Source organism: Desulfobaculum bizertense DSM 18034 (assembly GCF_900167065.1).
Classification (GTDB): Bacteria; Desulfobacterota; Desulfovibrionia; order Desulfovibrionales; family Desulfovibrionaceae; genus Desulfobaculum; species Desulfobaculum bizertense.
Genome location: NZ_FUYA01000013.1, coordinates 24,553 through 37,595 on the forward strand (window position 1 = coordinate 24,553; position 13,043 = coordinate 37,595).

Consider the following 13,043-nt stretch of genomic DNA (forward strand, 5'->3'; position numbering starts at 1 on the left):
TTCAAGGCCCGGATGGATTTCCTTTGCTGGTCGAAGAGCTGAAAAAAAGGCAAAAAAGTTTTATAAAACAATTCCAGAGCCTTGCCCGGCTTATGAACATGCCCCCGTTGCGCTTGGGCACCGCGTACAGTACAGCTTAACTTCTGAAAAAATTTGTGGCGAGTGGAGATGAAAGGTTCATGGCAGACATTGCGGAATACATAGAGGCGCTAAAAAATTCTGAGCAGCTTGGTGGGCTGGTGGTCCATCATGAAATTCTGAAAGGCCGGGAAGCCGAAACTGCATCCTGCCGCAGGCCGTGGCCTGTGAGTGTTGAGCGGCTTCTGGATTTCCGGGGCATTACATCGCTCTATACGCATCAGGCGCGGGCAATGGACCTGCTGCGCAGTGGCCAGAATGTTGTGGTCTCGACACCGACCGCAAGCGGCAAGACCCTGATTTATAATCTGCCAGTGATTGAGCACGTGCTGTCTGACCCTGATGCGCATGCGCTTTATCTTTTTCCACTCAAGGCGCTGGCGCAGGACCAGCTGCGAAGTTTTCAGGAGCTGGTTGCCCCGTGGGGCGGCGACAACAGGCCAGAAGCACAAATTTATGATGGTGACACCACGCAGTGGTTCCGAAAAAAAATTCGTGAGAACCCGCCGCACGTGCTTATGAGCAACCCCGAAATGCTGCACCTTTCCATGCTGCCTTACCATGAGCGCTGGGCAGCCTTCTGGGCCGGGCTGACGCACGTGGTGCTGGACGAAGTGCACACCTACCGCGGTGTGCTTGGCTCGCACATGGCGCAGGTCCTGAGGCGTTTGCGGCGTGTCTGTGCCCGCTATGGCTCCAATCCGACTTTTGCCTTTCTTTCTGCAACCGTGGGGAATCCGCAGGAGCTGACGCATCAGCTTACTGGTCTTGATGTCAAAGCCGTTACCGAAGCAGGCTCTCCGCAGGGGCAGCGGCATTTTCTTTTTGTGAACCCGGCCATGACCATGACCGAGAGTCCTTCCAAGACTGCGATCATGTTACTCAAGGCTGCGCTAGCCCGGAAGATGCGTACGATTGTGTACTGCCAGTCCCGCCGGATGACTGAACTTTTGTCCATGTGGGTTTCTGAGCACGCGGGCGAGTATCGGGACCGAATCAGTGCCTACCGCGCGGGCTTTCTCCCGGAGGAGCGGCGCGAGATTGAGGCCCGGATGTCTTCTGGTGAGCTGTTGGCGGTTGTCAGCACCAGTGCTCTCGAACTCGGCATCGACATTGGCAATCTTGATCTCTGCATTCTTGTTGGCTACCCCGGCACCATCATGAGCACTCTTCAGCGTGGCGGGCGCGTTGGGCGTGCGCAGCAGGAATCTGCCGTGGTGCTTGTGGCTGGAGAGGATCAGCTCGATCAGTATTTTATGAAGCACCCCACGGACTTTTTTACCCGGCCAGCCGAGAAAGCTGTTTTGGACCCGTACAACCCGGTTATTCTCCAGCGGCATCTCATATGTGCAGCCGCCGAGTTGCCTCTCCGTACTGGTGAGCCGTGGCTACGCGAGCCTGCCGTGGCCGAGCAGGTCAAGGCGCTTGAATTTTCTGGGCAGCTTCTCGAATCTGCGGACGGTCGCGATATTTATGCCTCGCGCAAGCGGCCGCACCGGGATGTGAGTCTTCGCGGTTCCAGTCGGACGTTTGAGATTCTCACCGGAGCGGATTCGCTCCTCAAGAAGGATGCAAAGCCCCATTCCATTGGCAGCATAGACGAGCATCGGGCCTACACCGAAACCTATCCCGGTGCGGTCTATTTACATCGCGGCAAGACGTATCTCATTGAGACTCTGAATCTTGAGCAGGGTTTTGTGCACGCCCGTCCAGCAAAGCTTAATTATTACACGCGGGTTCGCAGTGAGAAGAGCACTGAGATTTTGAGCATATCCGGTGTTCGTGCGGCGCACGGTTGTCGTGTATTTCAGGGCCGTTTGCGTGTGACGCAGGAGGTCAAGGGCTTTGAGAAGCGTCGCATTAGAGGCGGGAAGCTTATGACGGTGGTTCCGCTTGATCTGCCGCCGCTCACTTTTGAAACCGATGGCCTCTGGATTGAATTCCCCCGCGAGATTCAGCGGCGGGCAGAAGATGAGTTTCTTCATTTTATGGGTGGCATTCACGCCATTGAGCATGCCGCGATTGGAATCCTCCCCCTCATTGTCATGACAGACCGAAATGATCTTGGTGGGATTTCTATCCCCTTTCATGAGCAGGTTGGTGCCGCCGCCGTCTTCATATATGATGGTATTCCCGGTGGCGTCGGGCTTGCGCGGCAGGCATTTCAGCATGCCCCCGAGCTTATCGACAGCACGCTTTCCGTCATTGAAGGCTGCGACTGTGAGCTTGGCTGTCCCTCTTGTGTCCACTCTCCCAAGTGCGGCTCTGGTAATCGGCCTATCGACAAGTTTGCGGCCATATCTCTTCTTCGTGCGATTTCCTCCGCTCCAGAGCCAGAGTCTGGCGCGCTTTCTCTTTCCGCAGCTCAGGAAGCCCTTGGGCAGCATCACGAGTCTGTTCATCATGAGCAACCCTCTCAACCTGAGGAGCAAAGTATGAGTGACGCATCCCGTCCCGCCCGTTTTGCGGTTCTTGACCTTGAGACTCGGCGCAGTGCCGACGAAGTCGGTGGGTGGCATCGGGCAGACTGCATGGGGATTTCCTGCGTCTGTGTGTATTATTCTGATCGCGATGAGACCCTTTCCTATTCCCAAGATGAAGTGGAGGCTCTTGTCGAAGATCTTCAGCGCTCTTCCCTTATCATAGGTTTCAACATCAAGCGTTTTGACTACAAGGTCTTAACTGGGCACTCGGCCTTTGACTTTTCTTCCCTTAACACGCTCGACATTCTTGAGCACGTACATCGCACTCTCGGCTATCGGCTTTCCCTCGACCATCTCGCGCAAGCAACTCTCGGTGCCGCCAAGTCCGCCAACGGACTCCTCGCCCTCAAGTGGTGGAAGGAAGGGCGCATCACTGAAATTATCGACTACTGCAAGCAGGACGTCGCCGTTACTCGCGATCTCTATCTCTACGGACTCCAGCACAAGCATCTCCTCTTTACCAACAAAGCCAAGCAGGCCGTTCGCCTCCCTGTAAATTGGGATAAACTGCCAGGCTAAGAGCTGGGTTGGGGGGGGAATTGGGGTTAGTGCTGGATGGGCGGGTGGGGAAAGAACCGGGGCCAGCCCCGGACCCCGCGTAAGGGAATGATTCCCTTACGTATCCTCATCGAGTTTGAATTCCATCCACGCTTCGCGTGAATGAAATTCAAACTTGGGTGAGAATGGCGTAAAGAGCTTCTTTCTCTTCTGCGAGTTCGCCACCATTTTCTTTTTGAACGCTTGCGTTCAAGAAGAAAATAAGTGCGGTTTGGAAAAGGCAGAAGAACACGCGTTAGGGAAACGCCCACTAGGCCAAAATTTAAGGGCCGGATGTACGGGAAAGCCAACGGCTTTCACACATCCGGCCCTTAAATTTTGGGCGAAAGCGGGATTCCCAAGGGCCTCGTCCTTGGGCGGGGTCAAGGGGCAGCGCCCCTTGCAGAGGTGCGGGGACAGAGTCCCCGCCGCACCCTAGCGCCCCTTGCAGAGCACGAGACGGAGTCTCGTCTAGCGAATATATTGAGGGAGGGAGAGGAAGAGGTTTGAGGTGTAACCGGTGAGTTTGTCGAGGATCCAGGGGAAGGCGATAAGGAGAGCGAGGAAGATGGCGATAATCTTAGGGATAAAGGTGAGCGTCATTTCCTGAATCTGTGTGGCGGCCTGGAGGATACTGATAGCGAGGCCGACGACGAGGCCGATGCTCAGCATGGGCATAGAGATGAGCAGGGTAAGTTCGATAGCCTGTCTGGCGAAGCCGATAACGAATTCTGGAGTCATGCTTGTATCCTCCTGTGGTTAATAAAAGAAGCTGTTGACGAGTGAGCCAGTGAGGAGGTTCCAGCCGTCGACCATAACGAAGAGGAGGAGTTTAAAGGGGAGTGAGATCATGACGGGTGGGAGCATCATCATACCCATAGCGAGGAGGATGGAAGCGACGACCATGTCGACGATGAGGAATGGGATGTAGATAAGGAATCCGATGGTAAAGCCGGTTTTCAGTTCGCTAATGACGAACGCGGCGATGAGCATTGGAGTGGGAACGTCGATTTTTGATTGCGGGGCGTCTTTTCCGGTAACGGCATAAAAGACGGAGAGGTCTTTCTCACGGGTGTGATGAAAGAGGAATTCCCGGACGGGGACTTCTGCTTTTGAGACGGCCTCGTCGAAGCTTATTTCTTCTCTCAGGTAGGGCTGAAGGGCATTGTCGTTAATAGCAGTGCCGACGGGCATCATGATGACGATAGTCATAAAGATAGCGAGGCTGGCGAGCACCTGGTTTGGGGGCATCTGCTGAGTTCCCATAGCCTGCCGGAGAAAGGAGAAGACGATAATAATGCGCGTGAACGACGTCATGGTAATGACGATAGCTGGCGCGAGTGAGAGGACGGTGAGCAGGAAAAGGATTTCGAGCAGGACGGAGACTTTTTCAGGTTCTGTCTGGCCTGCTGCGAGCTGGAGCGAGAGGGATGGCAGAGTTGGTTCTGCGGCTGCGAGGCTAGGCAGTACAAGGGCTGCCGCCAAAACGAGGAGACTAGGAATCCAAAGATTTTTTGGCGTTTTCCAAAGTTTCAGAAAAGTCTTCGAGGGTGTCATCATCGCTGATTTCCGTTTCAGTTAAGACATTGATGGAGGAGTTACATACTCCGAGCACCAAAAGTTTATTCAAGAACCGGACCACGATGATGTTTCTTTTGCCGCCGAGGGGGAGCTGGGCGACGATCTGCAGGTCTTTTCGTTTGAGAAATCCGAGACCTGTGCGGTTTTGGACGCGGCGAATAATCCAGAAACCGCCGAGCAGGAGGGCGAGAACGAGGCAAAGTGAGCCAAAGGCGCGCAGGCCGAGGACTCCAAAATCAGGCACCGCTGGTGCTCCCCCGTCTCCTGCGGCAAAGGCAAGAGCGGGGAGCGCCACGGTTGCGGCCAGAGCCAAAAAGGCTGAACCAGCAAAAGATTTCATAATTATCCGAGCTGCTTGACGCGTTCGATGGGACTAATGATGTCCGTGAGACGCACGCCGAATTTTTCGTTGATGACCACGGCCTCGCCACGGGCAACGAGTTTGCCGTTGACGTGGATTTCGAGAGGTTCACCAGCGAGTTTGTTGAGTTCGATCACGGAACCCTGTCCGAGCTGGAGCAGCTCGTTGATGAGCAGCTTGGTACGCCCGAGTTCAGCGGAGACAGTGAGCGGAATATCCAGGATAAAATCAAGGTCGCGCTTGGTATTGTCGGGTCGCTGAATGCGGGATTCTTCTGTCAAATCCTTGAACACTGTGTCAGAGCTTTGAGTCGCTGCGGGCTGAGCCTTGTGCTCTGCCTGCATGGTTGCGGCTTCGTCCTTGGCGAGGGCTGTTGCCCACTCTGCGGCAAGCGCATCATCACTGGAATCGTCCTCGGAGTCCGCGCTATCAAAGGATTCTGTATTCAGGATATCGTCGCCGTCATCCAGGGCGTCCGCCCAGTCTTCGGCCATTTTGTCTTGATCCAACTTGTTATCCATGTCTGTCCCCTTTTTCGGGTTGTGGTTCAGAGTACTGCTCTCTTGCAGCTATTGGACCACCATCTCCGTAAAATAGACGCGAAGCACTGATGCGCCGCCCATAATCTGGTTCAAACGCTTTACGATCTCATCCTTGAGCTGGATTTTTGCTTCCATAGAGGAGAGTTCGTTAAAGGTCTTGCTGGAGAGCAGCAAAATAATGGTATCGCGCACTTTTGCTTCGGATTTGCTGAGTTTTTTGGCACTTTCTGCGCTGGCAACCTCGACTGTGAGGGTGAGTTTGAGATAGCGGCGGCCAAGCGGATCAGCGAGGTTGACCACAAAAGTTGGCAGGGTGACGAGTTCGGTTTCGCCTGCGACATTTTCTTCACCGTTTTCGGTCTGCTCAGTCTGTGCGGGAGTGCTGGAGCCGCCGAGCAGTTTGTCCTGAACGATGGGCCAGGCAAAATAGACGCCACAGCCAAGAGCGATCAGCAAGACTGCGAGGATAATCCACTTGAGCTTGCTGCTTTTTTTCTTTTCGCTTTTTGATGCTTCGAGTTGTTCTTCTGCCACGTCGTGCTCCTTTTGCTTACCCCAGAATTATTGCGTGTAGGACCCGAGCCACGGGGTCGTCTTGATGAGAATTTCGACTCGGCGGTTTTTGGCTCGTCCTTCGGGAGTCTTGTTGTCGGCAATGGCCCAGTTTGGGCCGTACCCACTCACGGAAAAGCGTTCATTTGGAATGCCTTCCTGCAAAAAGACGTGAAGGACAGAAAGAGCGCGTTTTCCGGAGAGCACATAATTCCCGCGTGCATCCCCACCGATATTGTCGGTGTATCCGGCGATGTTTACCGGGGCGGTCATATACTTGAGCACTCCGGCAATGGTGGCCAAAATCTGCCGGGCTGCTGGGCCTGGTTCAGACTGGCCTGTCTTGAAAAGCAGGTCATCGGATAAAACAAGGGCGACGCCTTCTGGCCGCTCCAGAATCTGGAGATTCTTCATAAGGTCCTGACGGCTGATGCTCTCTGGCAAAACGTCGTCCGGGAAGAGCAGGTCCTTGATTCTGTTTTGTTTTTCCAACACTTCCCACGGCTTGTCGAGCGCTTCGATGATGTGCTTGACCCGGGTGGGAATACGTCCTGCGGAACGGTAGGTCAAAAAGCCAATATCATCAGTAAAAACAGTGATTCGGCTCAGGACACTGCGGTCCATTGACGACATACTGAGAAGCAGGACAAAAAATGTCAAAAGCAGGGTGACGAGATCACCAAAGGTGATGAGCCAGGCATCCCCGGCAATGCCACCGGATTTTTTTTTCTTTTTGCGTGCCATGCCTGCTCCTAACTGTGCTTCCCGCGCTGCTCGAATTTAAAGATAAAGTCGTGATACTTGTACTGGTCTTTGTTGGGACCAAGGCGATGCGTGCCGAGCTTTTCCTGCCAGCGGGCATTGCGCTTGTCCAAAATCAGGTCAACGCGTCGGTTCCGGCGGCGGTTTCTGGGCGTCAGGCTGTTGTAGCGTGGGCGAAAACGTCCAAAGGCTTCGACCCGAAGCATGTTCGGGTCCATGCCTGCGTCCAAAAGAAAGCGGTACAGTATCATAACGCGGGTAAAGGAAAGCTGCCACGAGCTGTCCATGGGCTTGTTGCGGTCTTCGACGTGATACTGTGCGCCTTCTTCATCGCGCAGGGACGAGGTGTGCCCGGCGAGGAGGATTGGGTAGCGCACAGCTAAAAGCACGGGCAGTGCTTCTTCCAGAATTTTTTGACCACGGGGCTTGAGGGTTGTCTTGCCCCGTTCAAAAAGCACGTCATCAGCAATGGACAAGACCTGAACAAACTCATTGGACTTGAAGCTCAGGTCTTCGTTTGCATCGTCCCAGACCATTTCCTTGAGAGGTTCAAGGTCGTTGGTCTCGGCTTCAATGGGACCGGGTTCCACAGCACTGTGCTTGTCGCGCTGCGAGAGCACTTCATAGCTGCGCTGTCCCTGCCCAAAGGTGCCAACAATGGAGCCTATGACGATGAGTTTTCGGCGCTCATCCATAACGCTCATGCTGACGAGCAAAACAAAGAACGTCAGCATGAGGGTCATCAAGTCAGAATAGGTGACCATCCATGCTGGAGCGCCAGAGTTTTTTTTCTCTTCCTGTTTCTTGCTTCGTGCCATGATATGCCTCTGAGCAGCTACTCTGCCTGTCTGCGTTCACGCGGGGGCAGGAAACTGTTCAGCTTTTCTTCGATGATTCGGGGGTTTTCGCCTTTGGAGATGGAGAGAATCCCGTTCAGAATCATTTCTTTGCGCAACACTTCTTCTTTGCTGCGGGTTTTGAGTTTGCCAGCCATTGGAATAAACACGAGGTTTGCCAGAACAGCACCGTAAAAGGTGGTGAGCAGGGCAACCGCCATGGCCGGGCCAATGGTGCTGGGGTCACTCATGGTCTGGAGCATCTGCACCAGGCCGATAACGGTACCGATCATTCCCATTGCCGGGGCAAAGGCGCCAAGCACGGAGCAGATTTCTGATCCGACTTCGTGGCGGCTTTCCAGGTAGGAAATTTCGGTTTCCATGATTTCTTCAATGGTCTGAGGCTCCAGTCCATCAACGGTGAGCTGAAGCCCCTTGCGCAAGAATGGGTCTTCAATTTCCCGGAGCAGAGGCTCCAGAGAGAGAATACCCTCGCGGCGAGCGCGGTTGGCGTAGTCCATGAATTTTTCAATGATCTCTGCCGGGCTTTCGAGAGTGGAGAAAAAGGTCTTTTTGATAACCCCCATCAGACCAAGAATATTGGCCAGAGGGTAGTTGACCATTGTTGCTCCAATCGTTCCGCCCAGAACAATGAGCATTGATGGAATGGAGATAAAGATAAGAGGGCTACCACCGGTCACAATGGCCGCCGCGACCAGACCGAAGGAGAGCACGATACCTATAAGCGTCGCTAAATCCATGTCCTTCGCCAGCTCCTAGAGTTTTGTGGGCCGTGGCCCAAAGATGCGCGTTCCGATCCGAACGATGCTTGCGCCTTCTGCGATTGCCTCATGAAAATCGTCGGTCATGCCCATTGAGAGCACGGGGAGTTTTTGCCCCAGACGGGTTTCCAGCATGTCGCGCAGTTCCCGCAGCCGGGAAAACAGCGGGCGTCGCTGCTCGGGTGTCAGTGTAAACGGTGGCAGGAGCATGAGACCACGGACGCGCAGGGAGTCGAGAGTCATAATCTCTTCAGCAAGCTGGGAAAGATCTGCTTCCTCAATGCCTGCCTTTTGCGTTTCGCGGCCAAGGTTCACTTCAATGAGAACATCCTGAACCGGGGCTTCTGCCGCTATGATACGTTTATGCAATGTGTGGGCCAGTTTCCCGGAGTCAATGGTGTGGACCATTGAGAAACGGCCGGGAATGAACTTGGCTTTGTTGCTCTGGAGTTTTCCAATAAAGTGCCATGTAATGGGCAGGTCAGAAAGCTGGTCCTGTTTGTCCAGGGCTTCCTGAATGTAGTTTTCTCCAAAGTGGCGCTGGCCAGCCGCATATGCTGCACCAAGTGCTTCTACTGGATGGAATTTTGATACGGCAATAAGGGTGACGTCTTTGGGGTCACGCCCTGCTTTTTTCGCTGCATTGGCAATGTCCTCGCGTGTTTCGACGAGGCGGGTCTGAATGCCGGAAATCTCCTGTTCAGAAAGCATGAAATTTTCCTTTTTCGATCACAGAAAAAATTGTTCGTGGGAGCGTCAGACTAACCACTTGGGGCGTGGTGCGTCAAAAGTCCGCCAGAGGTATCGGCAGGAATGGGCCGGAAGCTTTAGGGGGGAGGGAAAAAAGGGGGATTTTTTGTGCTTTGTTGGCCCAAAAAAAAGAGCGCAGACCCAGAGTTGGCGCCTGCGCTCTTGATTTATCCGAGCTACATGTCCATGCCGCCAGTCAAACCAATGGACTGGAGGAAAGGCACATCTTCGGTCCAGCCTCTGCGGGTACGGACCCACAGCTCCAGGTGCACCTTGGTGCCGAGCAGCTGTTTCAGGTCCAGTCGCGCATCGTGACCGATTTTTTTCAAATTCTGTCCACCCTTGCCAATCACCATTGCTTTGTGGTTATCACGGGCAACGTAGATGGCGGCAGAGATGGTGGTCATCTTTTCTGTCTCTTCCCAGTCCTCAATTTCTACTGCTGTGGTATAAGGAAGTTCGTTGCGAAGGCCGACAAAAAGCTTTTCGCGGACGATTTCCGCAGCCATGAAACGCAGCGGGACTGTAGACAGCTGATCTTCGGGGAACATGGCAGGGCATTCAGGAAGGTGCTGCTTGACGCTTTCGAGCAGGCGGTCTACCCCTTCACCCTTGGCAGCACTGATGGGAAGTATTTCTGCATTAGGCCATGTTTTAGTGAAGTACTGAATAAGTGGCAGGATGTTTTTCTTGTCTTTAATGACGTCAGTCTTGTTGAGTGCAATATACACCGGCAAGTCTGTGGTTGCCACTTTTTTGAGCAAGGGCTGAAGTTCCTTGTCCAAGAGGTGCGGCTTCTGGGTATACAGATACGCATCAACAAGCACGACCATGACATCTGCGGATTCTGCTGCATTCCATGCGGCCTGAAGCAGATAGCGGTTCATCTTGCCACGCAGGCGATGCACTCCGGGAGTGTCCAGAAACATAATCTGGGCGTCATCTTCGGTGAGGATGCCTGTAATCTGGTTACGGGTTGTCTGCGGTTTGGATGAGACAATTGCTACTTTTTGGCCAAGGACTTTGTTGAGCAGGGTAGATTTACCCGCATTAGGTGGTCCCAAAAGGACGACTGTTCCGAAACGGTGCGTCATGCGCTTGTGTTTCTCCTGTATGGAATTTGTTTGATATCGCCGCGTTGCGGACGAATTTACGGCCATGAGTTGACTCACAGAAAAGATAGTATACCCTATCTGCTTATGTTCTGGCCCCGGAAACGTCCACCAATTCAATCCGAATTGCAAGGCTTGTCTGCCTAAGTTGTTCGGTCACGGAATCTCATCGTATGAGTAAAAATCTTATTATCGTCGAGTCCCCGGCAAAGGTGAAAACCATTAAAAAGTTTCTCGGCAGAAAATTTGCCGTAGAAGCAAGTGTCGGGCACGTGCGCGACTTGCCAAGCAAAAAGCTCGGAGTGGATGATGAATCTTTTCAGCCTGAATATATCACAATTCCGGGCAAGGAAAAGGTCGTCAAAAAGCTTACCACTGCCGCTGCAAAAGCAGATACCATTTACCTCGCACCTGACCCGGACCGCGAGGGAGAGGCTATTGCATGGCATGTGGCCACGATCCTTAAAGATACCAATCGGAATGCGGATATTCACCGCATTCAGTTTAACGAAATTACTTCCCGCGCGGTCAAGGAAGCCCTTGAGCATCCTCGCGAGCTGGATGAAAACCTTTTTAACTCGCAGCAGGCGCGTCGCGTTTTGGACCGTCTTGTGGGCTACAAGGTTTCTCCTCTGCTCTGGAAAAAGGTCAAGCGCGGTATTTCTGCCGGACGCGTGCAGTCTGTAGCTCTGCGTTTGGTTGTTGATCGCGAAAAAGAACGCCGTGCCTTTGTGCCGGAAGAGTACTGGGTGCTCAAGGCGAAGTTCTTGGGGGAAAATCCGCCAGCATTTGATGCGGACCTCTGGAAGATTAAGGGCAAGACTGCAAAAGTTGGTTCTGGCGAAGAAGCCGCTGCAATCGAAAAGACCTGCAAAGAGAATCCCTTTGTGGTTGAGTCGGTTACCGAGAAGGAGCGCAAGCGTTCCCCTCTGCCGCCGTTTATTACCTCCACTCTCCAGCAGGAAGCGAACCGTCGTCTTGGCTACTCTGCCAAGCGTACGATGAGTATTGCCCAGCGTTTGTATGAAGGTGTCGATCTTGGCGAGCGGGGCACAACCGCGCTCATTACATATATGCGTACTGACTCTGTGCGTATTGCCAACGACGCCCGCGATGCAGCAAAGGACTTTGTGCTTGAGAACTTTGGTGAGGATTTTTATCCACCGAAGCCTCGATATTTCAAAACCAAGGCCTCTGCGCAGGATGCGCACGAAGCCATTCGTCCCGTTGACGTCACGATTACTCCCGAGAGCCTTCAGGCGCTTTTGCCGTCTGAGCAGTACCGTCTGTACAAGCTCATTTGGGAGCGTTTTCTTGCTTCGCAGATGGCTGTGGCCCGATTCTGGGACACCACGGTTATCACCCGCGTGCAGGATGTTCAGTGGCGTTCCAGAGGCGAACGTCTGCTCTTCCCCGGGTATCTGAAAGTCTACAGCATTGCCGGCGGACTTGGAGACAGTGAGTTGCCAAAGCTTGAGGAAGGCCAGGAGATCAAGCTGGAGAAATTCAGCAAAGAGCAGAAGTTTACTCAGCCTCCGGCGCGGTACACTGAAGCCTCTCTGGTCAAGGAGCTGGAAGAAAAGGGTATTGGTCGTCCGTCGACCTATGCCGCCATTATCTCCACGCTTCTCGCCCGTGAGTATGTGCAGCTGACCAACAAGCATTTCATTTGCACCGACCTTGGCGTTGTTGTCAGTGATCTGCTGTCGGAGCATTTTAAGACGCTTATGGATGTGAGCTTCACCGCGAACATGGAAGAGTCTCTTGATGCTGTGGCAATGGGTGACAAGGACTGGATTCGTCTGATGAAGGACTTCACGTCTGATTTTTATCCGACGCTTGAAGAAGCTCGCGAGAACATGAAGCGCGTCAAGACTGGTCTTGAGACGGACATCGTTTGCGAGCAGTGCGGCAAGCCAATGGTTATCAAGTTTGGCAAGGCTGGCACTTTCCTCGCCTGTTCCGGGTATCCCGCGTGCAGCAACACCAAGAATTTTGTCCGCAATGAGCAGGGCGAAATCGAAATCGTTGAGAAGGTCAAGACTGAAGCCGAGAAGATCGGGCGCAAGTGCCCAGAGTGCGGTGGCGAGCTTGTTCTCAAGCATGCCCGTACAGGCAGCCGTTTCATTGCCTGCGACAATTATCCCGACTGCACCTACACCGAACCGTTCTCAACAGGTATTCCCTGTCCCAAGTGCGGCGAAGGTGAGCTGGTCGAGAAGTCCTCGCGGCGCGGCAAGCTCTTTTTCTCGTGCAGCCGGTATCCTGACTGCGACTATGCGCAGTGGAATCCGCCCGTGGCTGAGAAGTGCCCAGAGTGCGGGTTCCCCATCCTTGAGCGCAAGAAAACCCGCGCCAAGGGCGAGCATCTCGCCTGCCCAAACAAGAAATGCAAGTACACTCGCTCTCTCGAAGAGGAAAGCGAGGAGTAGGGTATAGAGGAAGATTCAAGGCCTATCACAGTCTGTATGGGCTGGATGGGTGAGAGGGGGAAGTTGGGGGCCAGCCCCCAACCCCCCGCGTAAGGGAATGATTCCCTTACGTATCCTCATCGAGTTTGAATTCCCTCCACGCTTCGCGTGAATGAAATTCAAACTTGGGTGAGAA

General features: G+C 53.6%; 12 protein-coding genes. 2 read left to right on the forward strand and 10 right to left on the reverse strand.

The window, feature by feature from the left end:
• Window positions 1-179 precede the first annotated feature (179 nt).
• On the forward strand, window positions 180-3,140 hold the full coding sequence (locus B5D23_RS14155) for a DEAD/DEAH box helicase (protein ID WP_078686110.1): 2,961 nt from the start codon (window positions 180-182) through the stop codon (window positions 3,138-3,140).
• Window positions 3,141-3,629: 489 nt separating this feature from the next.
• Here the strand turns inward: B5D23_RS14155 and fliQ are convergent, their stop codons facing one another.
• The 10 genes from fliQ to era all read right to left on the reverse strand — a co-directional run bounded on the left by fliQ (window position 3,630) and on the right by era (window position 10,418).
• The gene (gene fliQ, locus B5D23_RS14165; protein WP_078686112.1) at window positions 3,630-3,899 is read right to left on the reverse strand and encodes a flagellar biosynthesis protein FliQ; all 270 of its coding nucleotides are present in this window, start codon (window positions 3,897-3,899) and stop codon (window positions 3,630-3,632) included.
• Between the two features lie 18 nt (window positions 3,900-3,917).
• Window positions 3,918-4,718 carry a flagellar type III secretion system pore protein FliP gene (gene fliP / locus B5D23_RS14170; RefSeq protein ID WP_233813263.1) on the reverse strand — a complete coding sequence of 267 codons (801 nt, stop codon included), beginning with the start codon at window positions 4,716-4,718 and terminating at the stop codon, window positions 3,918-3,920.
• Complete coding sequence (gene fliO, locus B5D23_RS14175) at window positions 4,654-5,079, reverse strand: flagellar biosynthetic protein FliO (RefSeq protein ID WP_078686113.1); 426 nt, start codon at window positions 5,077-5,079, stop codon at window positions 4,654-4,656. The genes fliP and fliO overlap by 65 nt, the downstream gene beginning before the upstream one ends.
• 2 nt (window positions 5,080-5,081) lie before the next feature.
• The gene (gene fliN, locus B5D23_RS14180; RefSeq protein ID WP_078686114.1) at window positions 5,082-5,621 is read right to left on the reverse strand and encodes a flagellar motor switch protein FliN; all 540 of its coding nucleotides are present in this window, start codon (window positions 5,619-5,621) and stop codon (window positions 5,082-5,084) included.
• A 48-nt stretch (window positions 5,622-5,669) separates the two neighbouring features.
• Window positions 5,670-6,176 (reverse strand): flagellar basal body-associated FliL family protein, encoded by a 507-nt coding sequence (locus B5D23_RS14185; RefSeq protein WP_078686115.1) that lies wholly within the window; start codon window positions 6,174-6,176, stop codon window positions 5,670-5,672.
• A gap of 27 nt (window positions 6,177-6,203) precedes the next feature.
• Window positions 6,204-6,938, reverse strand: a complete 735-nt coding sequence (locus B5D23_RS14190; RefSeq protein WP_078686116.1) for an OmpA/MotB family protein — start codon at window positions 6,936-6,938, stop codon at window positions 6,204-6,206.
• A gap of 8 nt (window positions 6,939-6,946) precedes the next feature.
• Window positions 6,947-7,774 carry an OmpA/MotB family protein gene (locus tag B5D23_RS14195; RefSeq protein ID WP_078686117.1) on the reverse strand — a complete coding sequence of 276 codons (828 nt, stop codon included), beginning with the start codon at window positions 7,772-7,774 and terminating at the stop codon, window positions 6,947-6,949.
• Between the two features lie 17 nt (window positions 7,775-7,791).
• Complete coding sequence (locus B5D23_RS14200; protein ID WP_078686118.1) at window positions 7,792-8,553, reverse strand: motility protein A; 762 nt, start codon at window positions 8,551-8,553, stop codon at window positions 7,792-7,794.
• Window positions 8,554-8,568: 15 nt separating this feature from the next.
• A complete protein-coding gene (locus B5D23_RS14205) occupies window positions 8,569-9,285 on the reverse strand; it encodes a YggS family pyridoxal phosphate-dependent enzyme (protein WP_078686119.1) in 717 nt (238 codons plus the stop codon).
• Window positions 9,286-9,500: 215 nt separating this feature from the next.
• Complete coding sequence (era, locus tag B5D23_RS14210) at window positions 9,501-10,418, reverse strand: GTPase Era (RefSeq protein ID WP_078686120.1); 918 nt, start codon at window positions 10,416-10,418, stop codon at window positions 9,501-9,503.
• Window positions 10,419-10,609: 191 nt separating this feature from the next.
• Here era and topA point away from each other — a divergent pair, with 191 nt between their 5' ends.
• Complete coding sequence (gene topA, locus B5D23_RS14215) at window positions 10,610-12,868, forward strand: type I DNA topoisomerase (protein ID WP_078686121.1); 2,259 nt, start codon at window positions 10,610-10,612, stop codon at window positions 12,866-12,868.
• The last annotated feature ends 175 nt before the right edge of the window (window positions 12,869-13,043 follow it).